The organism is Pokkaliibacter sp. CJK22405 (assembly GCF_046614695.1).
Classification (GTDB): domain Bacteria; phylum Pseudomonadota; class Gammaproteobacteria; order Pseudomonadales; family Balneatricaceae; genus Pokkaliibacter.
Genome location: NZ_JBKKHQ010000028.1, coordinates 33,176 through 57,873 on the forward strand (window position 1 = coordinate 33,176; position 24,698 = coordinate 57,873).

A 24,698-nucleotide genomic window follows, 5' to 3' on the forward strand; every position below is an offset into this window, starting at 1 on the left:
CCCCACGCTTCTTAAGCAACGCTTAAGCTTCGGCTCTCACAATGCGTGCCTGATCAAGCCGGGGTTAGCCCCACGTTTGAGCAACCCCAACAGCTCTTTCGGGAAGGATTCCCGCTAAGCCTGCGGAGCGCGCACTGCCAGACATGACCTCCACAACCCGCTTTATCACGCTTCCCGCCCTCGGCCTTTGTGCCTTGCTGGGCTGGTACTTCACAACGCAGATTCTGGATTTTGAGGATCTGGTCTCCTGTGGCATTTCCGATGATGAGTATCGCTGGGATTATTCTCAGGAGCTGTGCTTTTTCGTCCTTCGCCATATCCCGATTACGCAGGGCAGCCTTGAGGACATCAACGAAAACGGCGGGCTGGATTATGTGCTGAGCGGGGAAAACCCGGCCAAATATTCCATCGCGGAGATTCTACTTAACAACGGCCTGCCGGTGGATGGCGATGCCGAAGAGGATGATATCGAGGAAAACGATGACTTCCCCTCACCTCTCGTTACCGCCATTTTTATGAATGACCCCAGGCGTGTGGGCTTTTTACTCGACCACGGCGCCAGCACCCTGGTCAGCCGTCACCACCACAAGACCGCGATGGATCTGGTGCATGAACTGATGCGCAAGAACCCCGGCGTGGACCGCTCGGCGGTGATTCACCTGCTGGAGCAGTACTCCGCGAGCTGAGCGATCAGACCGTGCCCCTGCCCGAAACCGATCAGGGCAGCATCAGATCCTGACCCTGTTGGGTCCGCCGGGCATATTTATAAAACTGGTTGATCGCCGTGACCACTCCCACAAACACCATCACTGTGCCCAGCGCTTCCAGCGTTGATGGCCAGCGGTGCTCCATCATCAACCCCATAATGGTGGCGTAAATGGTCTGGCTGGCAATCAACTGGCCGCCCAGCGCCAGTGGAATTTTGCGCGCCGCAATCGACCATGCCCAGGCACCACCAAGGGTGGCGACCAGCCCCTGAATCACTCCGGACATGAGCAGCTCCCAACCGCCACTCAACGGTCCACTCTGGCTCACTACTGCTGAAAGCTTCATGGCAACCCCCACCGGCAGGAACATCACCATCTCAATACTGCAGGAAATGATCAGCAGTGCTGACCAGAGCAGAGGGTTCATCTCGGGACGTCTGGCCAGCGCCCGTTCGTTAATGATGCCAAAGCCGGTCCAGAATCCGATGGCGGTGAGTGAGGCCAGAATGCCAAGGGATACCGATAGCAGGCTGTAGCTGGCATCCAGCCGACTTGAGACCAGCGTGTCCAGATTCACCAGCATGATACCTAACGCACCAGCCAGCAGTGGCAGGCTGATACTGCGCCAGGGCACCGAGCGGCTTTTCAGGTTTCCGGCAATGGCAAGCACAATGGGCACACAGCCCAGCATGACCGGCGGCAGCACCGGCCCGGCACTCATCACGGCACTGGTGATCAGGAAGAAGTAGCCAATATAGCCGAGAAAACCCAATAGCCCGACGGTCAGCCAGTCGCGCAGAGTCAGGGCTTTCACCTGAGTTCTATAGCGCCAGAGAATTACCAGCGCCCCGCTGCCAGCCACCGCATAACTCACCACCGCCAGATCGAAAGCGGTGTAGTCACCAATAATACGGGGGAAGATATACAGTAATGACCAGGCAAGCGTGGCCGCGACGGCCGCCAGTAGTCCTCGTTTCATTGACGCCGATCCTCATGCAATTGCTGATACAACCAGTGAGACGCCACTTGCCGGGCAGTCATAAAAACCTCGGCAGGGTTTTCCAGAGTCGCTCTTGCGAACGCGCCTTCCAGAAGAAGAAAGACCGTATCCCCGACGATAGCAGGTGCACTAAAACCGGCAGACTGAGCCAGCGTGATCAGCTGCTCCCGCACCCCATCCTTATGCTTGCGAACCGCCAGATAAATGGGATGGTCAGCCGTGGGAAACTCCGCCGCGCTATTAACGAAGATACATCCGCGGCCGCTGTCATCCTCGATATAAGCCTGATAGAGCGGGAAAAAAGCGAGAATGGCAGTCACCGGATCCGGCTCGGCGGCCAGCAAGGCGGCGACTCTTTCCCGCCAGAGCTGATCGCGCGTCTCAAGGCAGGCAACCACTAAGGCTTCCTTGGAGGCAAAGTGGCTATACAGCGTCATCTTGGTGAGTTTGGCTTTCGCCGCCACCGCAGCCACCCCGGTAATGTGAATGCCCTGACGGAGAAACAGCTCCAGCGCAGCGGTGATCAGGCGTTGACGGGTATTTTCCATGAGCGTAACTCGATGAAGAGGCTGATGAGCAGAACTATACTGACCGGTAAGTTTTAGACAGGTGGTTAAACGACGGGATTTGCTGCTTTAACGACAAGGTCGTGCCGCCTTTGCCTGGGGTTCAGCCGGCAGCGCATGCATTAATCATTAGCCAACCCGCGCCGCTCCTGAGTAACGTGGGAGTAATGAACCAGAACAAGAGACTGCCGGGGTGAAGGATAAAAAAAATCTAGGCTGTAAGAAGTTAAAAAGTATTTTAACTATCCAATCTTCTATGCTGATATAGAATCCATAATAAATACCAAGCTCAATATTAAAATCACAACATGCAATCTCAATCACAACTTACAGGTGGAACGACACATGAAGATGAAACTTGCGAAAAAGATTGCACTTTGCTGCGCACTCTTACCTTGTTTAGCGAGCGCAAACGGATTTAATAATGAAAAACAGGCCTTAATTGGCTCTGACATGACTTATTATCCTTACGAATATGTGAAAGATAATAAGCCAATGGGTTTTGATATTGAGTATATGAAACAAGTCACGAAATATATGCATCGTGAACCGGTATTTATGGATACTCGTTTTACCAACCTGATCATCGGCCTGCGTAGTGGCAAATACGATATTATGAGCTCTTCACTCTATATCACGCCCAAGCGCCTCGAAGTGATTGATATGGTGCCTTACCTCAAGAGTGGTCAGTCCATCCTGATGCGTAAGGATGCCACCGAAGACCTGAAAACCATGGCTGACCTCTGCGGCAAGAAAGTGGCGACCATGCAGGGTTCCTACGCGGTGAAACAGCTCAAGCTGGCTAATGAATCCACCTGTAAGGGCAAGGGCGACATTCAGATCCTGGAATATCCTTCCGCGCCAGAATCCACGTCGGCTCTGTTCAGCCACGCGGCGGATGCTCAGCTCACCGATGCGGCACTTTCCAAAGGCATGATCGAGCGTATGGGTGACCGTCTGAAAGTGACCTCCACCGAGCCTCTGACTCCTATCCTGAACGGTATCGGTATCCGCAAGGGTGACACCGAGGTGAAGGAAGCGCTGGTTTCTGCCATGAAAGAATTTGAAAAAACCCCTGAATACCAGCAACTGCTGGATAAATATGGCTTTAAGCGTTTGACCCAGGAAGACATTGATACTTTGATGCCGAAAGCACCCTGACAGCGGCATTTTTCCAAGGCGGTTTTATAACCGCCTTTTTTTTTTGAATAAATTACCGATACACTACCAATCTCTATTTACCAGCATCACAGGCCGGCGATGAAAGTAATAGCACAACAAACAACCCTGGGAACGGTGCAGGGTCATAATAACCAGGGGGTTAATACCTATATTGGCATTCCTTATGCGGCTGCACCGGTGGGTGAATTACGTTTTCGTGCACCACAACCTTTTATTGCCACCGATGAATTAATTAATAAATCTCCTTTTAAAGGCGCTGCCATGCAGCCCAAGCGGATGGGATTTACTAATTCATTTATGGTGAACCCTGATCTATTCACCGAGGATTGTCTTTACCTGAATATTTTCACCCCCGAACAGCCTGATTCAGAGCAGCCTTTACCCGTGATGGTCTGGCTCCATGGTGGCTCGGCAATGTTTGGCAGCGCCAATCAGTCCATTTATGCCGGTGAGCATCTGGCTCGCGAAGGCATCATTGTGGTGACGGTGAACTATCGGGTCGGTCTGTTTGGTTATTTGGAACTCGGCTCGTTTACCGCAGGCGACTATAGCGGCAGCGGTAATAACGCCATGCGCGACCAGCTGATGGCGCTGCAATGGGTGCATCGCCACATCAGCGAGTTTGGCGGAGATCCGGCACGTATCACCCTGACCGGCGAATCCTCCGGTGCCAAGTCTATTGCTGGTTTACTGGCCCTGCCTGAAGCACGAGTCCTGCTCTGCGGCGCCATTCTTGCCAGTGGCACCGGGGATTGCGTTCATAGCCTCGCCAGTGCCGAAGAGGTCACGGCACTATTCGCCGGACAGCTCAGCATGAGTCAGCGCAAACGCCTTTTGACACTCGATAGCGCCAGTTTGATAGCCGCACAGGAAGCGACAGCTGCGCAGTACAGCCGCCAGTTTCCCTTCCGTGCGGTGATCGACCAGATGCTGCTGACCGATACGCCAGAGAAAATGCTCCGCCGGAAGGATTTGTCCTCCCTTAACATCCTGATGGGCTTTAACCGGGATGACGGCTGGTTCCAGCTACCGCCTGCGGCATTGCGCCCTGCCGGTGAGCGTAATGCCTCGCGCTATGCCGGACGGCTCACCCACTTTAGCGCTGAGCGCAGCCGCCCCCTGCTTGAGCGGGCATTGAGCCTTGCCCCGGAGAAGAACCTGCTGCAGCTGGTCTCGGATCTGGAATACATCCAGCCCGGTCTTGCCCTGCTGGATACCCTGAGTGACAGCGGCGCCCGCACTTATCTCTACCAGTTTGCCATTGAGCAGACCGAAGGCCCGTTTGCTGGTTTCAGCGTTCACGCCAGTGATGTGCCTTATGTCTGGCGTAATTTTGATGATGACTACATGAGCGTGTTTGCCCGCCCGGATGCCGCCAGTCATGAAAGCGGTCAGGCGTTAATGCACACCTGGGTAAGCTTTATCAAAACCGGCCTTCCTCGCAGCAAACTGGCGACCCTGCCCCGCTACCGTCCGATAGAAAAAGCTGCGCTGTCTTTTGATAATGACGGCGTGGCAGACCTCGGCGATGAGCTGCGCCAGCGCGAGGCCTTCTGGCAGCGGGTGCTCAGTTACTAGGCGATGACCCCGGCAGCAACAGTGCTGCCTTTGCGTTTCAGTTCAATAGCGTTCTTCATTAAAAAAGCCCCTGTGCACATCATCGCATCAGGGGCTTTTTAATCATGGCATCAAGTAAGACTGACGCGGTCAGACGGCAGGCGGCGGTGTTGGGCCAACGCCTACAGCGTTGAGCTTGGCTGCGGCTTCCAATCCCCCGTAGGAGTTCACCAGATCCTGCTGATCCTGATGTGCCTGACGGTTGACGTCCTCGGGGGAACAGATCTTCTCAAGCTCGGCGCGCATGGCCAGCAGCGCGTCCCGGTATTCCGGCTTGTCGGCCAGATTCACCAGCTCTTCCGGGTCATCAGCGAGGTTAAAAAGCTCAGGCTCAAAGTTCACGTAATGGATGTATTTCCAGTCACCCTTGCGCACCATAAAGCCACCCTCGATTGAGCCAATGGCATGGTATTCACTGAAGACCACACGCTCCTTGTCATAGGGCGCATCCATCAGCTGATACAGCGAAGTGCCGGGGCGCTGGGTATCCACGCTGGCCGCAAAGTGATCCATGATGGTTTCGGAGAGATCCACCAGACTCACCGGCGTTTCACAGATGCCGGGGGTGACATTCGGCCCCGCCATGATCATCGGGATCTTCGCGGACTCTTCATAGAGATTGCCTTTCCCCCACATGCCACGGGTGCCAAGGTTCTCACCGTGATCGGTGGTGTACACAACGGTGGTGGAGTCCGTAAGCCCCATCGCTTCCAGCGCCGCCATGATCAGACCAACGTTGTGGTCAAGGAAGGTACAGAGCCCGTAATAACTGGCGAAGGCACGACGGCGCTCTTCGGCATCCTCAAAGCCGCTTTCGTTATCAAAGAGCTGGTTTTCAAACTCTACCCAGGGGTGTTTTTTGTAATCGGTCTGCGGCCCAAGCTTGGGCTCGGGGAAATCGATATCACCGTAAAGGTCATAAAATTCTTTCGGCGCGATCAGCGGAAAATGCGGTGCGACCAGGCCCACATACAGGCACCAGGGTTCGCCTTCTGCCGCAGGCCGGGCATGGGCTTTCAGCCACTCGACGGTTTTCTCAACCACCGCACGGTCGTACCTGGTGTAGGGGCTTTCGCCGGGGCCAATGTAATCCCCCAGCATACGGCCGGTGGCCTGCATGCGGGTGTCTTCGCCACGAATGGAAGCCCAGATCATGCCGACTCCGCCCGCCACATTCATTGGAATGAGCTGACGGTCAAAACCGGTGGGGTCTTCTTCATCGCGATAATGCAGCTTGCCGATGGACTCCACCGGCACGCCCTTGGCCTGCAACCCATGACCCCACCCCTGCTGCTTGCCAATGTAGGGCATGGCGTTGTCCCACAGGCGCAGCTGATGCACATACTGACCCGTCGCAAAGGCTGCACGCGCAGGCACGCAGATCGGGCTGTTGGTATAGGCATTGGTAAACCGCTTGCCCCGGGCAGCCAGTGCATCGAGATGCGGGGTTTTAACAATCGGGTGACCGGCAATACTGAGCGCCTGAGCCTGATGCTCATCCGACACCAGTACCAGCAGGTTGGGTTTACGGGGGGAATTCGTCATGGGGGCCGCCTTTACTACAGAGTAAGAAGGCCCCGCAGGCTCTGGAGAGGAAACCTGCAGGGCCGGAACCTTCAGGATCAATCCAGTACGGAGGGGTCCATCTGAATCATCAGCGTTTTCATTTCTTCAAAATGCTGACGGGAGAAATCAGTGATTTTTTCCCAGTCCTGTGCGGTTTTCTCAGCGACTTCATCGGACAGCACTTTCAATGGGCGACCGGTAGACATGGCGGTCACCAGAATCTGGCAGGAGCGCTCCAGGGTCCAGATATCATCAAAGGCTTCGCCAATCGTGGGCGCTGTCACCATCACGCCGTGGTTCCCCATCAGCAGACGGCTGTTATTGGCCAGCAAACCGGAGAGACGCGCGCCCTCTTCCACGGTATCGGCCATGCCGCCGTAGAGGGTATCGACGGACACTCGGTTGAAGTAACGCGCGGTGTTCTGGTCGATAGGCAGAATTTCGGGGTTTTCCAGCGCCGCAATGGCGGTGGTGTAGATCGGGTGCAAATGCAGCACCACACGCACTTCGGGAAGACGCTGGTGAATCTGGCCATGAATGGACCAGGCAGTAGTGTCGACGTTGGGGTCGCTGGCGTTGGAGGCATCGTCCGCATCCAGCAACAGAAGATCACTGGCACGAATGCGGGAGAAGTGCTTCCACTTGGGGTTCAGCAGAAATTTTTTGCCATCGGGAGAGATTGCCGCGCTGAAGTGGTTCGCCACCGCTTCGTGCATCCCCAGATGGGCAATGATGCGAAAGGTCGCGGCAAGATCGATACGTGTCTGTTCTTCAAAAGACAGGGACATGGTATTTCCTCAACGAATAACCGGTGCCTGAACTGACGCCCAGGCACCTTAATTAAAATCGGCGTGCCCTTGCTACCTCAGTGAGGTATCACTCTTTTGGCATCATCGCCGCGATGTCAGCCTCGGTGGGCGCCTGGAAGTTGTATTTCTTCAGCAGTGCCGCGTATTCAGGGGTTTTGCTGAACTTCGCCAGACCGTCAATCAGCGCCTGTTTCACTTCATCATTGCCCTTTTTCACCCCCCAGCCGTTCAGCACGGGATAGATCAGCTCTTCGGAGGAAATCACCAGACGACCGCCCAGCTTCTCAATTACTCCGCGAGCAACACCGGCATCCGTCATCTGTGCTTCGACGGCATGAGACAGCATGGCCTGGGTGGTTTGCGGGTCAGTACCGTACTCACTGATAGCGATAGGCTTCAGACCGTTCTTTTCACAGTAATCCTTGGACAGCTCCTGCAGACGCTGCAACCAGGACGTGCCGGCCATGGAACCGATCTTGTGACCACAGAACTCTTCAGGGGTTTTGGGCTGATAGTCGCTGCCCTTGACGGCCAGAATGGATTCGCCGCTCTTGAGGTAAGGGATCATGTCGATCACTTTGACGCGATCGGCCGTGATGTACATGGAGGAGTTAATCATGTCGAAACGGCCACCACGCAGACCCGGAATCAGGTTCGCCCAGCGCGTGTCGAGGTTTTCGACCTTAACGCCCATGACCTTGGCCATGCCTTCCATGAATTCGATATCAAAACCCTGCGGGGTGTTGTCCTTCATGTATTCATAGGGGAAAAAGGTCATGTCGGAACCCACGATGATTTTGCCTTCCTGCTGAAATGCCGAGGCATTCAGGGAGGTAAAAGCCATCACTGCGCCAAGAACACCCGCAGCCAGTGGACGTACAGAACGAGCGAAGAATTTCATGATTACCCTTCCTAAAGCATTAATCAGTTAGCGTTAAACCGCGTCTTTACCGGCTTGCTGAACAAAGAAAGAAGCGCCTTTGGGCTTCTGTGGCATTCTCAGCTGGTTAGGCGTGCAGCGAATTTCGCCGCTCTCCTCACCCCAAACCAAAGTGCCGGTCTGTTCGCTGGGTAATGGGTTATCACTCAGTGGCATCGCATCTTCCGCGGCATACACACTGATAAAGAGCGTGCGTGGCAGCTCGGTCTCATTCGGGCTGGAGGCATGCAGCAGGCGGGTATGCATAAAGCAGACAGAACCTGCCGGGCCAAAACAGGACACCGGATTCTTGCAGTTGGCTTCGATCACATCGGCATCGACAGCGCCGGTGAAACGGCCTTCCTGCCAGTGGCTGAAAATCGGGCCTTTGTGGCTGCCGGGGATCACATTCAGCGGGCCATTGGCGGGGGTGACTTCGCTCACCATCAGCAGGGAAGTCACCAGGTCATCATTGGTGTGAGGCGTGAACGGGAAATCCTGATGCCACTTCACCTTGGTGGCGGTGTGAGGCAGCTTGGAGTTGATCTTGCTGTGGTGCAGACGCGCACCTTTGCTGCCCACCAGCTGACCGGCGATCTGCGCCACACGGGACTCAAGCGCAGTGCGCTTGAAGACATCCGAGATTTCCGTGGGAGAAGACACACGGCGCAGGGAGGGATGCTCGGCGCTGTGGTCATCCTCGATATCAAAGCGTGAGCGGCCATCCTGTGTTTCGCCCCAGGGAGCGGTGTAGTTGCGGCTGTCTTCAACCCAGGTATCAAAGGTCTGTTGCAGCTCTGCGACTTCTTCCTGAGTCAGTACATTCTCGACGACCAGAAAGCCTTGTTTGTGGTACTGGTCGATCTGCCATTGTTCAATCATGTCGAACTCCATCAATCATTAAGCTAACGAAACATCTTTCAGGAAGGCTTCCACACGGGGGTTATTGCCCTCGCGCAGCGCTTGAGGTGTGTCATCACAGACCACACGACCCTGCTCCATAAACACCACGCGGTTGGAGACCTTGAAGGCGAAGTTCATTTCGTGCGTCACGATCACCATGGTGATGCCTTCACGGGCCAGGTCTTCGATAACCTGCAGAACTTCATTGACCTTTTCAGGGTCGAGGGCGGAGGTGGGCTCATCAAACAGCATGATCTGGGGACGCATCATCAGCGCTCGGGCAATGGCCACACGCTGCTGCTGACCACCGGACAGCTGGTGAGGATACTTCCAGGCGTGCTCTAACATGCCGACCTTGTTCAGCAGCTGGTAAGCCTGCTGTTTCAGTTCAGCCACAGGCGCCAGACGGTGATAACGCGGAGCCAGCAGCAGGTTGTCGAGAACGCTCAAGTGCGGGAAGAGGTTAAAGCTCTGGAACACCATGCCGATCTTGCGGCGATGCTCACTGTGCTCGATAAAGCGGTATTTTTCAGGGCCGAAGCGGTGCAGCTTGATAAAGGGCTGGCCGTTCAGGTCAATTTCACCGTTATCGAGTTGCTCAAGACCATTCAACAGACGGATCAGCGTGGTTTTACCGGAGCCTGACGGCCCAATCACGGAGACCACTTCACCCTGTTTGATACTGAGATCCACGGAGCCCAGCACTTCCACATTGTTATAAGCCTTGTGCAGCTTGCTGGCATTCAGGGCCGGACCTTCATAGTCGCTGGCTGCATTGAACTGAGGGGCCGGGGCATTCTTGATCTGCTCAAGCAGTTCTTCACCGGGCTGGCGTGCCACTTTCTTGGTGGTCACATCGAGGTAGGCTTCCAGACGCTTCAGCAGGAAATCGAACAGAGTCACGATCAGCACGTAGTAGATCGCTACCGCCGCCATGGTTTCCATGACCAGGAAGTTCTGGGTATAGAGGCGCTGACCGACCATCAGGATTTCAGTCAGGGAGATGACCGAGATCAAGGACGTCAGCTTAACCACCGAGGTAAATTCATTCCCCAGAGCAGGTAACGCCACGCGCAGAGCCTGGGGAATCACCACCAGCCACTGGATACCGACAAAGCGAATACCGAGGGCCTTGGCTGCCTCACCCTGCCCTTTGGGGATGGAGAGCAGGCCGCCACGGTGTACTTCGGCAATATAAGCACTTTCACAGATCACCATCGCGATCACACCGGCCCAGAAGGGGTCACTGAGAAGACCGGAGGTGCTGGGCAAGGCTTGTGGCAGGTTGTAGATAAAAATCAGCAGGACAAGGAGAGGTAAACTTCTGAACAGCCAGATATAGAGACTGGCAGGAATGTTCAGGAACTTGAAGCGGGACTGTTTTGCCAACGCCAGCAGAAATCCCACCACATTACTGATACCCCAGCTGACCACGCTGAGCTTAATGACTGTCCAGCATGCCCACCAAAAGTCGGCTAAGCTGAACAAGCTAAACATGTAGTTCCAGTCAAAGACCATAGGATTTTCACTCACGCAAATATAAAGTGTTTAGGTCCGCTCCATTCAGAGCAATTCGTTCTTCCTGAATATCTTCAAATACTATGGCGGGAGTGCTTCTCCACTAGCAATTATTAAATTTTTCTCTTCGGCATCAAAAAAAACTATCTAGCCAAGAGTGCACCTGAATAGACCATTACCCCCGTAATTAATCCCCGGTCAATTACGCCAGAACAGCAATAAAGCACGCCACCCATTTCAAAAACGCCCCTTAAACGATCACTCCCTCCCCAAAACAGTGCGCATAATATTTTTGCTTCTTTATACGAGGTAAAAACCGTGGCATGGCACTTGCTTAATTACATAAAAAATATTCTTTAACAAAGTTTGAATACATTTCTTAAATGAGCAACAAATGAAGAACTTCACTCTCAAGCAGCTTAAATACTTCGTCACCGTGGTAGAGACCGAGAGTATCGCTGAGGCCTCGCGCCAGCTGCATATCGCCCAGCCCTCCATCTCCATTGCGGTGAAAAATCTGGAAGACAGCTTCGGCCAGCAGCTGTTTATCCGCCATCATGCACAAGGCGTGTCCCTGACCCCTGGCGGGCGCCGTTTCTATGAGAAAGCCCAGGAATTACTGCGCCTGGCCTATGAGTTTGAACAGAACTCCATGGCCGATAATGAGCAGGCCTCAGGCACCATCGCCATTGGCAGTTTTGAGTCGGTCGCGCCGCTGTACATTCCGCGGATGATCGCGGGCTTCAAGAAGATTTACCCGGAAATCACCATCCAGCTTTACGATGGCGAGCAGCATGAACTGATGGATGGCCTGCACCGTGGGCGCTTTGATCTGGCGTTTTTGTATGACCTCGACCTTGATGGCTCGATCCGCAAGGAAAAGCTGAATGCCCCCCACAAGCCTTATGCGCTGCTGCCTGCAGTCCATCCTCTGGCACAAAAAAAATCCGTGAGTCTGGAAGAGTTAAGCCGGGTACCGATGATCCTGCTGGATGTGATTCCCAGCAAAAATTACTTCCTCAGCATCTTTACCGAGAAGGGCCTTCGCCCTGAGGTTGCCTACAGCTCACCCTCAATCGAAATGGTGCGCTGCATGGTCGGACAGGGACTTGGCTTCTCTGTGCTGGTCACCCGCCCTCGCACCAACCTCACCTACGACGGGCAAGAGCTGGCAGTGGTGGAGATCGATGATGAGATGGAAGAGTCGACCCTGATCATGGCCTATCTGAAAAATAACGAGCCCACCCGTCCGGCGCGTTTATTTATGGACTATTGCAAAACCTTGGAATTAAATACGCTGCAAAACAAGATAGATTAAAAGTATTCATTGGCTATAAAAAATATAGCCCCTATTTAAAAACAGGGTGACTAATAATTTTATAGTCAGAGATTAGATTTATAATAATTTACTGCTTTTGTTCGCTCCCATAATCTTGGCTTATTCATTCCAAGGTAATAAGACCGGGAAAAGAAAGGCGTTCAAAATGACAGTCAATAAAACGGAAATAGATACTCTAATTGTTGGGGCTGGGCAGGCAGGTATTGCCATGAGCGAACACCTGACTCGCCAGGAAGTTCCCCATCTTGTCCTTGAGAAAAACCGTATTGCTGAAGCCTGGCGCAGCGGGCGTTGGGACTCTCTGGTCGCCAACGGCCCGGCCTGGCATGACCGCTTTCCCGGTATGACCTTTCCGGGCAGCGACCCTGACAGTTTTGTACCGAAGGATCAGGTCGCCGATTACTTCGAAGCCTATGCGGAAAAGTTTAACGCTCCGGTAAAAACCGGCGTGACCGTACTGAGCGTTGAGCGCAATGAAGGCAACCGTGGCTTTACCGTCACCACCTCTGATGGCGTGATTGAAGCCCAGCGCATTGTTGCCGCCACCGGCCCCTTCCATAAGCCTGTTATTCCGGCCATCGCGCCAAAAGATCCTGAGCTTTATCAGATTCACTCCGCCAAGTACTACAACCCCGAGCAATTGCCGGAAGGCGCTGTGCTGGTGGTCGGTGCGGGCTCCTCCGGCGTACAGATTGCCGATGAGCTGAACCGCGCAGGCAAGCAGGTCTTCCTGTCTGTTGGCCCCCATGATCGTCCCCCGCGCAGCTATCGTGGTCGTGACTTTGTCTGGTGGCTGGGAGTACTTGGTCTGTGGGATGCCGCAGCCAATGAACCCGGTAAAGAACACGTCACCATCGCCGTCAGTGGCGCCCATGGCGGTCGTACTATCGATTTTCGTCAGCTGGCGGCTGAAGGCATTAATCTGGTCGGTCGTACCAAAGCCTTCACTCACGACAGCGTGACCTTTGATGCGGATCTCTCTGCCAACATCAATGCCGGTGACAACAACTACCTGTCCCTGCTGGATGCTGCCGATGCCTACATCGACCGCAATGGCCTCGACCTGCCTTTGGAGCCGCAGGCCCGTGAGTTTCTGGCCGACCCCGAGAGCATGACCCAGCCGACACTTGAGCTGAACCTCAAGGAAGCCGGTATCAGCGCCATCATCTGGGCGACCGGCTACGCCACGGATTACAGCTGGCTGACCGTTGATGCGTTCGATGAAAAGGGCCAGCCCAAACACCATCGCGGTGTCTCCAAAGAAGCCGGCGTGTATTTCCTCGGTTTACCCTGGCTGTCCCGCCGTGGCTCCACCTTTATCTGGGGTGTCTGGCATGACGCGAAGTACATCGCCGACCAGATCGTGATCCAGCGTCAGTACCAGCAGTACCGCAACGCCTGAACCGGCGCCGGAACCTCACTTATTTAACGGTATTCAGGATTCATCATGGCAACTCATACTCGTATCCGGATGTTCAACACCAAGGAAACCTATCCTAACCAGTCGCTGGACAATGACCTTTGTCAGGCCGTGCGCGCTGGCAACACCGTTTATGTTCGCGGTCAGGTAGGGACGGATTTTGATGGCAAGCTGGTCGGCCTTGGTCTGCCGCAGGCGCAAACCGAACAGGCGATGAAGAACGTCAAGCAGTTGCTGGAAGAAGCCGGCAGCGATCTTTCCCACATCGTCAAAACCACCACCTACATCACTGACCCGCGCTTTCGTGAGCCGGTCTACCGTGAAGTCGGCAAATGGCTAAAAGGGGTCTACCCCATCTCCACTGGTCTGGTGGTGGCAGGTCTTGCCCAGCCTGAATGGCTGATGGAAATCGACGTAATCGCGGTGATCCCTGATGACTGGGAAGCCAAGGAGGACAAATGACTATTTCCATTACCGCACGCTGTGCTGAAACCGGACAACTGGGCATTGCGATCAGCTCTTCCAGTATTGCTGTAGGCGCGCGCTGCCCCTGGCTGCAAGCCGGTGTCGGCGCGGTATCAACGCAGAACATTACCCTTCCAGCGCTGGGCCATCAGATTCTTTCGCGTCTGGAAGCAGGTTTGTCGCCTGATCAGGCTATGAAACAATCCCTCGCGGATGATCGCTTCAGCAGCTATCGCCAGGTCACAGTGATCGGCGCCACTGGTGAAACCAGCTGCTTCAGCGGCACCGATACCCTTGGTGTGCATAACATGGTTCAGGGCAAAAACTGTGTGGTGGCGGGTAATATGCTCTCCAGTCAGGCGGTCATCAATGCCATGGTTGATGCCTTTGAAAACTCCAGCGGCGAGCTGACCGAGCGTTTGATTAACGCCCTGCAGGCCGGTGTGGACAATGGCGGTGAAGCGGGCCCTGTGCACTCAGCGGCAGTCAAAGTGGTCGATGACTACACCTGGCCACTGGTAGACCTGCGTGTCGACTGGGCCGATGACGCCCCGGTCGCCGAGCTTGCCAAGCTCTGGCATGATTACGAGCCGCAGATGCAGGCTTATGTGACGCGCGCTCTTGATCCGCGTGAAGCGCCAAGCTACGGCGTGCCCGGTGATGAATAATTCACTTCGGGCAATGCTGAACCAGCTGCTGAGCTTTGATACCACCAGCCGCGAGTCCAACATTGAGCTGATTCACGCCATCCGTGATCATCTCGAGCGGCTCGGTATCGAATCAACACTGATCTTCAATGACGAACACACCAAGGCGAACCTGTATGCTCGCCTTGGTCCAGCGGGCGATGGCGGCGTGATGCTTTCCGGGCACACGGACGTTGTCCCCGTGGACGGTCAGGCCTGGAGCCACCCGCCGTTTCAGCTCACTGAGCAGGATGGCCGCTGCTACGGCCGTGGCAGTGCCGATATGAAAGGCTTTATCGCCTGCGTGCTGGATGCCCTGCCCCGCTTTCAACTGCAACCATTGCGTATGCCGCTTCATCTGGCGTTTTCTTACGATGAAGAAGTCGGCTGTCTTGGGGTACGTAGCCTGATCGAACACCTGAAGGCCTCACCGGAAAAGCCCGCGATGTGCATTATCGGTGAGCCGACCAGTATGCAGCCGGTGTACGGCCATAAAGGCAAGGTCGCCATGCGCTGCAAAGTGCAGGGCCATGCCTGCCATTCGGCCTACGCACCGGAAGGGGTCAATGCCATTGAGTACGCCGCCAGGCTCATTGGCAAAATGACGGAAATTGCCGAGCCGTTAAAAGCCATTCGGGATGCGCGCTTTGACCCGCCTTTTAGCACCCTGCAAACAGGCACCATTCGCGGCGGCGCTGCGCTCAATATCGTCCCGGAAGCCTGCCAGTTCGACTTCGAGATGCGCTACCTGCCCGAGGCAGATGTCGATGGAACCATGGCGGCGATCCAGCGCTATGCCAGTGACAGCCTGGTACCGGCGATGCGTCAGGTGCATGCGGATTCCAACATCGCATTTGAACCCCTGAGCGCCTATCCGGGCCTGCTGACAGACCCACAATCCGACTTTGCCCAATGGCTGAGTGAATGGGCAGGAAGCGATCGCTCCAGTACCGTGGCCTTTGGTACCGAAGGAGGGCTCTTTGATGAGATGGGCATCGCTACCCTCGTCTGTGGCCCCGGCAGTATGGAGCAGGGCCACAAACCCGATGAGTTTGTGAGTGTCGATCAGCTCAACGGCTGTATGACCATGCTGGATAACCTTTGTCAGTGGATGAGCGATAACGCCGCAGACCGATAAAACGAAAAAAGCCGAGATTGACTCTCGGCTTTTTACTGCAGGCTCAGCGATTAAGGGCGGGGAGGATAAACCCCTCCTTCCGCCATAATACAGGTCGTCATTCCCAGCGAAGGTGGCAGCGTAGGCGTAGTCATCGTCGCGCCATTGATACCTGTGCCGCCAACGGCGACGGTGCCTCCGGTCACTGCTTGTACCGATGTACCCGGGAAGCCCGACGAACCGCTCACCTGAGTACTAACGGCAACGGTCGATGTCGCATCAGGCGTCTGGGTTGAGTAAGGCCCCACCACCGTGCTTTGTGATACCCCCGCAGTCACTTTTACCCCTCCAAGATAGTTCTGGCCTGCCGCAGGTGTAGAGCTTCCCACTTGAGTGGTATTAACAGGAATACTGGAAGTCACTTGCAGCGTGGAAGGCGTAGCAGGTATTGCCACCGAAGAGGTTTGAGGGACAAAGGTGGCAGTATGAGTATGCGCAGGCAACGGCACCAGTTGGGTTATCTGCTTCTGCCCAAACTGGGTGCCAACATTGATGGTGGCTCCCAGAAACGGACTCGCTCCTGTTCCCACCGAAACCCGACCACGCAAATCAGGAAGGTTAAAGGTTGTAACCCCGGATCCGCCATAATAGTTACTCAAGAGTGAATACAACGCCGGATTTGAATTTACCGTGATCGAACGACCATCGGCAGGCAGCCATCCATCAGGACAGAAATTGGCGGCAAAGGTACAGACCGTACCCAGGTAATCATCAGGGCCACATGCCATGGCTTTATTCGGTGTTCCAAAGGAGCCTGCTGACACTACAGCAATAGCGATACCCAACTTCACTAATCCTTTCATGCTCTATCCCTTAAAGGTCTGATTTTGAAACATTTCAAAGCTAGATTAAGGAACAGACCTCCGCCAGCCATTTAGACTAACGAAAGGGTAATAGTGTTGATTTAAGGCAGCTTTGGTTGAGTTAAAACGCCAGCAAAACGAGTGACGGGCTAACACCGCTGAATATTTGAAGCCAATTCGGAACAATGGCAACATTACCAGCCACATCCGCGGTGCCCATTTGCGTGAATTCATTCGCCACAATGAATTGCCCCAATACCGCCCCAAAGTATTCTCAAGGATTGCCAAGTCATTGAATACCAAAGCAAATCTCGACCTTGCTGCTCATACGCCCATGATGCAGCAATACCTGCGTCTCAAGGCTGATCATCCCCATCAATTGCTGTTTTATCGCATGGGGGATTTCTACGAGCTGTTTTATGACGATGCGCGTAAGGCGGCCCGTTTGCTGGATATTACCCAGACCACTCGCGGCCAGTCCGGCGGTCAGCCCATCCCGATGGCGGGCATTCCCCATCATGCGGCGGAAGGCTATATCGCACGGCTGGTGCGTATGGGTGAGTCGGTCGTGATTTGCGAACAGGTGGGCGACCCAGCCACCAGTAAAGGCCCGGTGGATCGTCAGGTAAGCCGTATCGTCACACCGGGAACGTTGTCCGATGAAGCCTTCCTGGAAGACCGTCGAGACAACCTGCTGATGGCGATTGCGCCTCACGAAGGTCACTTTGGCTTATCGGTACTGGATATTTCCAGCGGCCGTTTCAGCGTGATTGAAATTGAAGGTGAAGAGGCACTGCAGAGCGAAGTCGAGCGCTTGAACCCTGCCGAAACCCTGATTTCTGAAGAACATCGCTGGCCCGAGTGGTTAAGCAAGCGCCGTGGCGTGCGCATGATGCCCCCCTGGAACTTTGAGTTGGATACGGCCATGCGCCAGCTGAATGATCAGTTCGGCACCCGCTCCCTCGAAGGTTTTGGTTGCGCACACCTGAAACTGGCGCTGACGGCGGCTGGCTGTCTGCTGCAGTACGCCAAAGACACTCAGCGTACCGCCCTGCCCCATATTCGTTCCATCGGCACGGAAAACCGCGAAGAAAGCGTCATTCTCGATGCGGCAACGCGCCGCAACCTGGAGTTGGAACGCAACCTTAACGGCGGCCCCGAGAATACGCTGGCCAGTGTGATTGATCAGTGCGTCACGCCGATGGGCAGCCGTATGCTGCGCCGCTGGTTGCACCGCCCCCTACGTGATATTGAGCGTCTCGAAGCACGCCAGAATAGCCTGAAGTTACTGCTCGACACTTTCCTCTGGAGTGAGCTGCAAGCGCATCTCAAACCCATTGGCGATCTGGAGCGCATTCTGGCCCGTGTGGCCTTACGAAGCGCCCGCCCCCGAGATCTGGAAAAGCTCAAACTGAGCCTCGCCGCACTGCCCGGCCTGCAAGAGAGCCTGACGCAGGCGGAAACGCCACTGCTGCGTCACCTCGCCGAAGGCATTGGCACCTTTCCGTCGCTGGCGGATGAACTGGCCCGCGCCATCATTGATAACCCGCCCGTGGTGGTGCGTGATGGCGGAGTGATCGCTCCCGGCTATGATGCCGATCTTGATGAACTGCGCGGCCTTAGCGAGCATGCAGGCGAGTTTCTGGTCAAGCTGGAAACCCAGGAGCGTGAGCAAACCGGCATTTCGACCCTGAAGGTGGGTTACAACCGTGTGCACGGTTATTACATCGAAATTGGCCGCAGCCAGTCCGACAATGTGCCCGCCCGCTATATTCGTCGCCAGACCCTGAAAAATGCCGAGCGTTTTATTACCCCTGAGCTGAAAGCCTTTGAGGATAAAGCGCTGAGCGCCAAGAGCCGCGCGCTGGCACGTGAGCGTGAGCTGTATGAGTTGCTGCTTGACCGCCTCAATGAGGAGCTGGGCGCATTACAGGATTCCGCCATGAGCCTGTCCGAGCTGGACGTGCTCACCAATCTGGCCGAACGTGCCGACAGTCAGAATTACTGCTGCCCGACGCTGGTGGCAGACAGCACCCTGCTGATCGAACAGGGTCGCCACCCGGTGGTTGAGAATGTCAGCCGTGATCCTTTTGTCGCTAATGATATTCGTCTTGATCAGGACCGCCGCATGCTGGTCATTACCGGTCCGAACATGGGCGGTAAATCGACCTATATGCGCCAGATTGCCCTGATCACGTTGCTGGCCCATATCGGCAGCTTTGTACCCGCACAAAGCGCAGAGGTGGGTGTCGTCGACCGGATATTTACCCGCATGGGCTCCTCCGATGATCTCGCGGGTGGTCGCTCCACCTTCATGGTCGAGATGACGGAGACAGCCAATATTTTGCACAACGCGACCCGCCAGAGTCTGGTGCTGATGGACGAAGTCGGTCGTGGTACCAGCACTTTTGATGGTCTGTCCTTGGCCTGGTCCGCGGCAGAATGGCTGGCCACACGCCAGGCGCTGACGCTCTTTGCCACCCACTACTTTGAACTGACAGCCTTGCCGGAGGATTTCTCCACCACGGCTAACGTCCACCTGACTGCCACCGAGCATCAGGACAACATCATCTTCCTGCACAGTGTTGAGGAAGGCCCGGCCAGCCAAAGCTACGGGATACAGGTCGCCAAACTGGCCGGAGTGCCGGGTGGCGTCATCAGCAAGGCACGCGAAAAGCTGCACTACCTTGAGAACTTGCAAAAACCGGGTGCGACCAGCACTGAAAACAAAGCAGTTCAACAGCCACACCAGCCGATGCAAGCTGATATGTTTGCCGCGATGCCCAGTGCGCTTGAAGAGAAACTGCAATCCATTGATCCGGATAACCTGACGCCCCGTGAGGCGCTGGCATTGCTGTACGATCTTAAAGCACTCAAGGCCTAAGGTCGTCGCAATCACTTTGATGAGCCCCTGAGCTGTTGCAGCGTAGGGCAAGGGAAGCACAGGAGAATCCCATGACTTATGTCGTCACTGAAAACTGCATCCAGTGCAAGTACACGGACTGTGTCGATGTCTGCCCCGTCGACTGTTTTTATGAAGGGCCCAACTTTCTGGTTATTCATCCTGATGAGTGCATCGACTGCGGTCTTTGCGAACCGGAATGTCCGGCAGAGGCGATCTTCTCTGAGGATGACCTGCCGGCAGAAATGGTGCCCTTTGTGGAGATTAACGCTGAACTGGCGGAAATCTGGCCCTGTATTACCGAACAGAAAGCGCCCCTTGAGGATGCTGCCGAGTGGGATGGAAAGCCGGATAAACTGGCATTGTTAAAGCGCTGAGCGCTGCAGCCTTCCCCAATAAAAAAAGCCTGTCACAAGACAGGCTTTTTTGTATTCGCAACATGCGGCGACTGAAATCAGGCTTCCTGAATTTCATAGGTGTGGGAGATTTCCACGCCACCTTTGCTCAGCATGATAGACACTGAGCAGTACTTGTCAGCAGAGAGCTGAACCGCACGCTTTACGTGGTTTTCGTTCAGGCCAGTGCCTTTGACGACAAAGTGCATGTGGATCTTGGTGAAGATGGCAGGCACGGCATCCGCACGCTGAGCTTCGATCTGCACCTGACAGTCCTTAACGTCCTGACGGGACTTCTGCAGCATGGTCATAACGTCGATGGAGGAACAGCCACCCAGACCGGCCAGTACCATTTCCATTGGGCGAGCGCCCTTGTTTTCACCACCGATGGAAGGCGCGCCATCCATATCCAGAGTGTGGCCACTATCGGTGTCAGCCTGGAAGTGTACGCCTCCACGCCAGTTCACTACGGTTTTCATTCTGACTCCTCAGAAAATCCAATCTTCAAAACACAACTCTTAAGGCCCGAGGTGATATCCGGCCTCAGAAAAACAGGGTACGCAGCTGCTCGCCAGGCTCCTGGGCACGCATAAAGGCTTCACCCACGAGGAACGCATTCACCTGATGCTCACGCATCGCATCCACATCCGCGCGGGTATGGATGCCGCTTTCAGTCACGACCAGACGGTCTGCCGGCATACGATCCAGCAAGCGATAGGTATTGTTCAGGCTCACCTCAAAGGTGTGCAAATCACGGTTGTTCACACCGACCAGCGGGGTCGACAGGTTCAGCGCGTGTTCCAGCTCATCCTCACCGTGTACTTCCACCAGCACATCCATGCCGAGTTCACGGGCCTGATCGTGCAGGTCTTTCATCTGTGGGAAGTCCAGTGCCGCGACGATCAACAGAATGCAGTCAGCACCAATCGCACGGGCCTCAGAAACCTGATAGGCATCGACGATAAAATCCTTGCGAATCACCGGCAGTGCGCAGGCTGCACGCGCCTGTTGCAGGTAGTCCTCATGACCCTGAAAGAAATCACGATCCGTCAGAACTGACAGACAGGCAGCACCGCCTTTCTCATAGGACTGGGCAATTTCAGCAGGACGAAAGTCAGCGCGCAGCAGCCCTTTACTGGGGGAGGCTTTCTTCACCTCGGCGATAACCGCCGCATCACCGGCTTCAATACGGGCTTTCATGCTGTTGTAAAAACCGCGCGGCGCGCTTTGCTCTTTGGCCAGCGCCTCCAGGGCAGCCACTGGCGTACTTTTCAGACGCTCGGCAATTTCTTCCTGTTTGCGAGCCAGAATGCGACGCAAAACGGTAGGTGCACAGCTACTCATGTTATTTCTCTCCTGCCATTTTCTGCGTAAGGGCGACCAACGCTTCGAGCTTGGCGATCGCCTTGCCGCTAGCAATCATATCCGTGGCGACATCAATCCCGCTTTGCAGGCTGGACGCCAGACCTGCTGCGTAAATCGCCGCACCTGCATTCAGGCGAACGATATCGGTCGCACCACCACCCTGCCCGGTTAGCGCATCACGGATCAGCGCATAACTTGCCTGCGGGGTGTCAACGACCAGCTCATTCAGCGGGCTGCGAGCCAGGCCAAAATCTTCCGGGGAAATCTGGTATTCACGGATTTCACCGTCTTTAAGTTCTGCAACGAAGGTGTCCGAGGCGATGGAAATCTCATCCAGACCATCGGCAGCATGCACGACCAACACATGGTCGGAGCCAAGCTGGCTCAGGGTTTCTGCCACCGGACGCAGCCAGCGATGACTGAAAACACCCAGTAACTGATTGGGGGCCAGCGCGGGGTTCGTCAATGGGCCTAGCAGGTTGAAAATAGTACGAACGCCCATTTCCTTGCGCGGCCCGATAGCATGCTTCATCGCGCCGTGATGGGCTGGTGCAAACATGAAACCAACACCCACCTCTTTAATGCACTGCACGACCTGGGAAGGTGTCAGCGCGAGGTTCACGCCCGCGGCTTCCAGCACATCCGCACTGCCGCTGGAGGAAGATGCCGCACGGTTGCCGTGCTTGGCTACGTGACCACCGGCTGCCGCGACCACAAAGGCCGATGCGGTGGAAACGTTAAACACATGAGCACCGTCACCGCCTGTACCGCAGGTATCAATCAGGTTCGGCACATCCACATCGACGCGAGTGGCGAGGCTTCGCATAGTGCGCGCAGCACCAACGATCTCATCCACGGTTTCGCCTTTCATGGTCAGGCCAATCAGAAAACCGCCGATCTGGGCAGGGGTTGCTTCCCCGGTCATCACCAGCGCCATCAGCTCCTGCATCTGCTCGGCAGAGAAATCTTCATTAGCCATTACCTGCCGAATGGCTTGCTGCATATTCATCGACGACCCTCCTGGCGAGTGAGAAAGTTGGCCAATAACGCATGGCCCTGTTCTGTCATTATGGACTCTGGATGGAATTGTACCCCTTCTACCTCAAGCTGTTTATGACGAACGCCCATGATTTCTTCCATCTCACCGTTCTGGTGAGTGGTCCAGGCGGTCACTTCCAGACAGTCAGGCAGGCGTGTCTTGTCAATCACCAGCGAGTGATAGCGGGTAGCGCGAAGAGGTTGGTTCAGCCCCTGAAAAACGCCTTGGTTACGGTGCGTCACCAGCGAGGTTTTACCATGCATCACCTGCCCTGCGCGCACCACGTGGCCGCCAAAAAACTGGCCAATACACTGATGCCCGAGGCAAATGCCTAGCACAGGTACGCGTCCGGCAAAATAGTCGAGTGCTTCCAGAGAAATACCGGCCTGATCAGGATCACAGGGACCGGGGGATATCACCACATGGGTGGGATTAAGACGCGCCAGTGCCTGGCGATCCAGCTCATCATTGCGCTTAACGCAGACATCGGCGCCCAGTGTTTGCAGATACTGAACGACGTTGTAGGTAAAGGAATCGAAGTTATCGATCATCAACAGCATGAATCGACCCGCAATAGCCTGACAATGATGATGTCCTTGCTAGATAACAAAGAGTGAGAAAACCAAGAAGAAAACCCGACCCTGTGGCGCGTTTTCTTCTTCTGATTCGAGGCGGGGATTGTACGGGAAGATCGCAGCAATGTCCTGCATCAGGGCGTTTTAGGCCTCATCAGGTTCAGGGGAAATATCCGGAGGGAGCATCGCCTTAGCATCAGCGACATCATGACAGCCATAGCACTGATCATTTTCATCAACGATGCAGTTGCGCCCCTGATGCTTGGCCTGATACATCGCCTTATCCGCGCGGGCGTAAAGTGTCTGCAAGTTATCACCCTCGGCGTAGGTTGCCACCCCGGCGCTCAGGCGCAAGATCACAGGGTCACCCTCCACATAGAGAGGATGATCAGCAAGATAACAAGCCACACGTGCGATAAAGGTCGCAGCGCCCTGAATTGCCGTGCTGGGAAGAATGGCGACAAACTCTTCACCGCCCCAGCGGCAAATCATGTCAGGCGCCCGCTTGAGCTGCATGATCGCATCGGCGAAATAACACAACGCCAAGTCTCCCACTTCATGGCCGTATTTATCATTCACATTCTTGAAGTGGTCGAAATCAATCTGCACCAGAGTAAAAGGCTGGTGGTAACGGCGACTGCGGTCGATTTCCTGCACCAGCGCCTGTTCGGCAAACCGACGGTTATAAAGTTGGGTCAGAGTATCGGTGGTGGCGAGTCGCTGCAGACGCTCCTGCGCTTCTTTCAGCGCTTCAATATCCTTTGCACGGGCAACTTCGTTTCCGATCCATTCGGCAAAGAGACGCACCAGCTCCACATCCTGATTCGAGAAAGGCACACAGGTCACGGGGCTCAGAAAATTGAGGGTGCCATAAGGCTCACCATCAAGAAATACCGGTGCGGCAAGCACCGCCTCAGCACCCAAGGCGTGGAAACTGGCCTGCGCCGACAGCGGCGCACTGGCCAGATGGCTAAAGGCCAGCACATCGGCGCTATCCAGAATCTGGTGGTAGTAGGTTTGGCTCAGATTAAGCTGAGCGCCGGGCGGATAGGCATTCTCGGGGTGGCGGCTCCAGAGCACCTGGTAATGATCATCCTGTTTCTTGCCGAAGAAGCCGATGGGTAAACCGAAGTGACAACAGCCCAGATCAATAATGGCCTGCACCCGTTCATGATGAGACATCTTGCGCGATGAAGTGATTTTATGCAGCGCACTGAGTGCCTGATCAGCGGCCAGGCGGGAAGTCACATCCTTCACAAAGCCAAGGTAGTAAAGGCCATCTTCCTTACTGGGGCGCATCTGCCCGCCATGAACCTCACCGGTAAAAATGCTGCCATCCTTACGGCGGAACTGCACGTAGGACTGCACATCCGAATGAGTTCCCAGTGGGTAGTTGAAACGCTGGGCGCCCTGAGTGACGTACTCTTCCTGCTCTGCGTAAAGACATCGCACTGACTGCCCAAGAATCTCCCCTTCCCGATAGCCGAACATCTTCAGCCCGAAAGGATTAATCATCAGGATCTGCCGGGTCGCATCCGTCAGGATGACCGCTACTTCCACATGCGCGAAGATTTTCTCCAGCATGTGTTCAATAGAATCTGCCGATTGGAAAGGAAATGCCTGGATCATGCGAGTGCCACAGTCCTTAAATCGAATAAGCCCCAAGTATTAAACTTACTCTGCCGTTCACTCAGGTCAAACTTTCTGTGGCTAAAAAGCCAGTATTTACAAACGAATATCGCCAG

Annotated in this window: 23 protein-coding genes; 10 read left to right on the top strand and 13 right to left on the bottom strand. The window is 55.0% G+C overall.

Translation table 11 applies throughout. From position 1 onward, the window contains the following. Positions 1-143: 143 nt before the first annotated feature. Positions 144-686 carry a hypothetical protein gene (locus tag ACKC9G_RS17790; protein WP_411407919.1) on the top strand — a complete coding sequence of 181 codons (543 nt, stop codon included), beginning with the start codon at positions 144-146 and terminating at the stop codon, positions 684-686. A gap of 31 nt (positions 687-717) precedes the next feature. Here the strand turns inward: ACKC9G_RS17790 and ACKC9G_RS17795 are convergent, their stop codons facing one another. Both ACKC9G_RS17795 and ACKC9G_RS17800 read right to left on the bottom strand, forming a co-directional pair. Further along, positions 718-1,686 (bottom strand): DMT family transporter, encoded by a 969-nt coding sequence (locus ACKC9G_RS17795; protein ID WP_411407921.1) that lies wholly within the window; start codon positions 1,684-1,686, stop codon positions 718-720. Continuing rightward, complete coding sequence (locus tag ACKC9G_RS17800; protein ID WP_411407923.1) at positions 1,683-2,255, bottom strand: TetR/AcrR family transcriptional regulator; 573 nt, start codon at positions 2,253-2,255, stop codon at positions 1,683-1,685. The genes ACKC9G_RS17795 and ACKC9G_RS17800 overlap by 4 nt, the downstream gene beginning before the upstream one ends. 471 nt (positions 2,256-2,726) lie before the next feature. Between ACKC9G_RS17800 and ACKC9G_RS17805 the strand changes: the two genes are divergently transcribed. After that, positions 2,727-3,434: a transporter substrate-binding domain-containing protein gene (locus ACKC9G_RS17805; RefSeq protein ID WP_411407925.1), complete on the top strand. Its 708-nt coding sequence runs from the start codon at positions 2,727-2,729 to the stop codon at positions 3,432-3,434. A 99-nt stretch (positions 3,435-3,533) separates the two neighbouring features. Continuing rightward, the gene (locus tag ACKC9G_RS17810) at positions 3,534-5,033 is read left to right on the top strand and encodes a carboxylesterase/lipase family protein (protein ID WP_411407927.1); all 1,500 of its coding nucleotides are present in this window, start codon (positions 3,534-3,536) and stop codon (positions 5,031-5,033) included. Between the two features lie 129 nt (positions 5,034-5,162). On the opposite strand, the gene ACKC9G_RS17815 is transcribed toward ACKC9G_RS17810, so the two are convergent. The 5 genes from ACKC9G_RS17815 to ACKC9G_RS17835 all read right to left on the bottom strand — a co-directional run bounded on the left by ACKC9G_RS17815 (position 5,163) and on the right by ACKC9G_RS17835 (position 10,766). After that, entirely contained in the window at positions 5,163-6,617 is a 1,455-nt protein-coding gene (locus ACKC9G_RS17815; RefSeq protein ID WP_411407929.1) for a sulfatase-like hydrolase/transferase, read from the bottom strand. A gap of 77 nt (positions 6,618-6,694) precedes the next feature. Further along, complete coding sequence (locus ACKC9G_RS17820) at positions 6,695-7,426, bottom strand: class II aldolase and adducin N-terminal domain-containing protein (protein ID WP_411407931.1); 732 nt, start codon at positions 7,424-7,426, stop codon at positions 6,695-6,697. An 88-nt stretch (positions 7,427-7,514) separates the two neighbouring features. Beyond that, positions 7,515-8,348 (bottom strand): ABC transporter substrate-binding protein, encoded by an 834-nt coding sequence (locus ACKC9G_RS17825; RefSeq protein WP_411407933.1) that lies wholly within the window; start codon positions 8,346-8,348, stop codon positions 7,515-7,517. 33 nt (positions 8,349-8,381) lie between these two features. Further along, the gene (locus tag ACKC9G_RS17830) at positions 8,382-9,248 is read right to left on the bottom strand and encodes a phytanoyl-CoA dioxygenase family protein (protein ID WP_411407935.1); all 867 of its coding nucleotides are present in this window, start codon (positions 9,246-9,248) and stop codon (positions 8,382-8,384) included. 18 nt (positions 9,249-9,266) lie between these two features. Beyond that, positions 9,267-10,766: an amino acid ABC transporter permease/ATP-binding protein gene (locus ACKC9G_RS17835; RefSeq protein WP_411407937.1), complete on the bottom strand. Its 1,500-nt coding sequence runs from the start codon at positions 10,764-10,766 to the stop codon at positions 9,267-9,269. Between the two features lie 415 nt (positions 10,767-11,181). On the opposite strand from ACKC9G_RS17835, the gene ACKC9G_RS17840 reads away from it, so the two are divergent. From ACKC9G_RS17840 to argE, 5 genes are all read left to right on the top strand, one after another. Continuing rightward, positions 11,182-12,105 (top strand): LysR family transcriptional regulator, encoded by a 924-nt coding sequence (locus ACKC9G_RS17840; RefSeq protein ID WP_411407939.1) that lies wholly within the window; start codon positions 11,182-11,184, stop codon positions 12,103-12,105. 166 nt (positions 12,106-12,271) lie between these two features. Beyond that, complete coding sequence (locus ACKC9G_RS17845; protein WP_411407941.1) at positions 12,272-13,528, top strand: flavin-containing monooxygenase; 1,257 nt, start codon at positions 12,272-12,274, stop codon at positions 13,526-13,528. Positions 13,529-13,573: 45 nt separating this feature from the next. Continuing rightward, positions 13,574-14,008 carry a RidA family protein gene (locus tag ACKC9G_RS17850; RefSeq protein ID WP_411407943.1) on the top strand — a complete coding sequence of 145 codons (435 nt, stop codon included), beginning with the start codon at positions 13,574-13,576 and terminating at the stop codon, positions 14,006-14,008. Beyond that, on the top strand, positions 14,005-14,679 hold the full coding sequence (locus ACKC9G_RS17855; protein WP_411407945.1) for a DUF1028 domain-containing protein: 675 nt from the start codon (positions 14,005-14,007) through the stop codon (positions 14,677-14,679). Before ACKC9G_RS17850 ends, ACKC9G_RS17855 begins: the two co-directional genes overlap by 4 nt. Continuing rightward, positions 14,672-15,835 (top strand): acetylornithine deacetylase, encoded by a 1,164-nt coding sequence (argE, locus tag ACKC9G_RS17860; protein ID WP_411407947.1) that lies wholly within the window; start codon positions 14,672-14,674, stop codon positions 15,833-15,835. Before ACKC9G_RS17855 ends, argE begins: the two co-directional genes overlap by 8 nt. 50 nt (positions 15,836-15,885) lie before the next feature. Here the strand turns inward: argE and ACKC9G_RS17865 are convergent, their stop codons facing one another. Beyond that, positions 15,886-16,677 (bottom strand): phage tail protein, encoded by a 792-nt coding sequence (locus ACKC9G_RS17865; RefSeq protein WP_411407949.1) that lies wholly within the window; start codon positions 16,675-16,677, stop codon positions 15,886-15,888. Positions 16,678-17,011: 334 nt separating this feature from the next. Here ACKC9G_RS17865 and mutS point away from each other — a divergent pair, with 334 nt between their 5' ends. Together mutS and fdxA are read left to right on the top strand one after the other, a co-directional pair. Beyond that, entirely contained in the window at positions 17,012-19,561 is a 2,550-nt protein-coding gene (mutS, locus tag ACKC9G_RS17870; protein WP_411408027.1) for a DNA mismatch repair protein MutS, read from the top strand. Between the two features lie 71 nt (positions 19,562-19,632). Beyond that, a complete protein-coding gene (gene fdxA / locus ACKC9G_RS17875) occupies positions 19,633-19,956 on the top strand; it encodes a ferredoxin FdxA (RefSeq protein WP_411407951.1) in 324 nt (107 codons plus the stop codon). A 77-nt stretch (positions 19,957-20,033) separates the two neighbouring features. On the opposite strand, the gene ACKC9G_RS17880 is transcribed toward fdxA, so the two are convergent. The 5 genes from ACKC9G_RS17880 to ACKC9G_RS17900 form a co-directional block, all read right to left on the bottom strand. Then, a complete protein-coding gene (locus ACKC9G_RS17880) occupies positions 20,034-20,453 on the bottom strand; it encodes an OsmC family protein (RefSeq protein ID WP_411407953.1) in 420 nt (139 codons plus the stop codon). Positions 20,454-20,517: 64 nt separating this feature from the next. Next, the gene (gene trpC, locus ACKC9G_RS17885; protein ID WP_411407955.1) at positions 20,518-21,318 is read right to left on the bottom strand and encodes an indole-3-glycerol phosphate synthase TrpC; all 801 of its coding nucleotides are present in this window, start codon (positions 21,316-21,318) and stop codon (positions 20,518-20,520) included. 1 nt (position 21,319) lies between these two features. Beyond that, complete coding sequence (trpD, locus tag ACKC9G_RS17890) at positions 21,320-22,348, bottom strand: anthranilate phosphoribosyltransferase (protein WP_411407957.1); 1,029 nt, start codon at positions 22,346-22,348, stop codon at positions 21,320-21,322. Continuing rightward, the gene (locus tag ACKC9G_RS17895; protein WP_411407959.1) at positions 22,345-22,938 is read right to left on the bottom strand and encodes an anthranilate synthase component II; all 594 of its coding nucleotides are present in this window, start codon (positions 22,936-22,938) and stop codon (positions 22,345-22,347) included. The genes trpD and ACKC9G_RS17895 overlap by 4 nt, the downstream gene beginning before the upstream one ends. A gap of 159 nt (positions 22,939-23,097) precedes the next feature. Beyond that, entirely contained in the window at positions 23,098-24,582 is a 1,485-nt protein-coding gene (locus tag ACKC9G_RS17900) for a diguanylate cyclase (protein ID WP_411407961.1), read from the bottom strand. Positions 24,583-24,698: the final 116 nt, after the last annotated feature.

What these genes read in the sequence shown, in the direction of transcription:
- ACKC9G_RS17895 (WP_411407959.1), bottom strand. Translation starts at nt 22,938, where the DNA reads ATGCTGTTGATGATCGATAACTTCGATTCCTTTACCTACAACGTCGTT.
- ACKC9G_RS17830 (WP_411407935.1), bottom strand. Translation starts at nt 9,248, where the DNA reads ATGATTGAACAATGGCAGATCGACCAGTACCACAAACAAGGCTTTCTG.
- ACKC9G_RS17825 (WP_411407933.1), bottom strand. Translation starts at nt 8,348, where the DNA reads ATGAAATTCTTCGCTCGTTCTGTACGTCCACTGGCTGCGGGTGTTCTT.
- ACKC9G_RS17845 (WP_411407941.1), top strand. Translation starts at nt 12,272, where the DNA reads ATGACAGTCAATAAAACGGAAATAGATACTCTAATTGTTGGGGCTGGG.
- fdxA (WP_411407951.1), top strand. Translation starts at nt 19,633, where the DNA reads ATGACTTATGTCGTCACTGAAAACTGCATCCAGTGCAAGTACACGGAC.
- trpD (WP_411407957.1), bottom strand. Translation starts at nt 22,348, where the DNA reads ATGAATATGCAGCAAGCCATTCGGCAGGTAATGGCTAATGAAGATTTC.
- ACKC9G_RS17840 (WP_411407939.1), top strand. Translation starts at nt 11,182, where the DNA reads ATGAAGAACTTCACTCTCAAGCAGCTTAAATACTTCGTCACCGTGGTA.
- ACKC9G_RS17865 (WP_411407949.1), bottom strand. Translation starts at nt 16,677, where the DNA reads ATGAAAGGATTAGTGAAGTTGGGTATCGCTATTGCTGTAGTGTCAGCA.
- trpC (WP_411407955.1), bottom strand. Translation starts at nt 21,318, where the DNA reads ATGAGTAGCTGTGCACCTACCGTTTTGCGTCGCATTCTGGCTCGCAAA.
- ACKC9G_RS17835 (WP_411407937.1), bottom strand. Translation starts at nt 10,766, where the DNA reads ATGTTTAGCTTGTTCAGCTTAGCCGACTTTTGGTGGGCATGCTGGACA.
- ACKC9G_RS17880 (WP_411407953.1), bottom strand. Translation starts at nt 20,453, where the DNA reads ATGAAAACCGTAGTGAACTGGCGTGGAGGCGTACACTTCCAGGCTGAC.
- ACKC9G_RS17900 (WP_411407961.1), bottom strand. Translation starts at nt 24,582, where the DNA reads ATGATCCAGGCATTTCCTTTCCAATCGGCAGATTCTATTGAACACATG.
- ACKC9G_RS17850 (WP_411407943.1), top strand. Translation starts at nt 13,574, where the DNA reads ATGGCAACTCATACTCGTATCCGGATGTTCAACACCAAGGAAACCTAT.
- ACKC9G_RS17820 (WP_411407931.1), bottom strand. Translation starts at nt 7,426, where the DNA reads ATGTCCCTGTCTTTTGAAGAACAGACACGTATCGATCTTGCCGCGACC.
- mutS (WP_411408027.1), top strand. Translation starts at nt 17,012, where the DNA reads ATGATGCAGCAATACCTGCGTCTCAAGGCTGATCATCCCCATCAATTG.
- ACKC9G_RS17795 (WP_411407921.1), bottom strand. Translation starts at nt 1,686, where the DNA reads ATGAAACGAGGACTACTGGCGGCCGTCGCGGCCACGCTTGCCTGGTCA.
- ACKC9G_RS17810 (WP_411407927.1), top strand. Translation starts at nt 3,534, where the DNA reads ATGAAAGTAATAGCACAACAAACAACCCTGGGAACGGTGCAGGGTCAT.
- ACKC9G_RS17855 (WP_411407945.1), top strand. Translation starts at nt 14,005, where the DNA reads ATGACTATTTCCATTACCGCACGCTGTGCTGAAACCGGACAACTGGGC.
- ACKC9G_RS17790 (WP_411407919.1), top strand. Translation starts at nt 144, where the DNA reads ATGACCTCCACAACCCGCTTTATCACGCTTCCCGCCCTCGGCCTTTGT.
- ACKC9G_RS17805 (WP_411407925.1), top strand. Translation starts at nt 2,727, where the DNA reads ATGACTTATTATCCTTACGAATATGTGAAAGATAATAAGCCAATGGGT.
- ACKC9G_RS17815 (WP_411407929.1), bottom strand. Translation starts at nt 6,617, where the DNA reads ATGACGAATTCCCCCCGTAAACCCAACCTGCTGGTACTGGTGTCGGAT.
- ACKC9G_RS17800 (WP_411407923.1), bottom strand. Translation starts at nt 2,255, where the DNA reads ATGGAAAATACCCGTCAACGCCTGATCACCGCTGCGCTGGAGCTGTTT.
- argE (WP_411407947.1), top strand. Translation starts at nt 14,672, where the DNA reads ATGAATAATTCACTTCGGGCAATGCTGAACCAGCTGCTGAGCTTTGAT.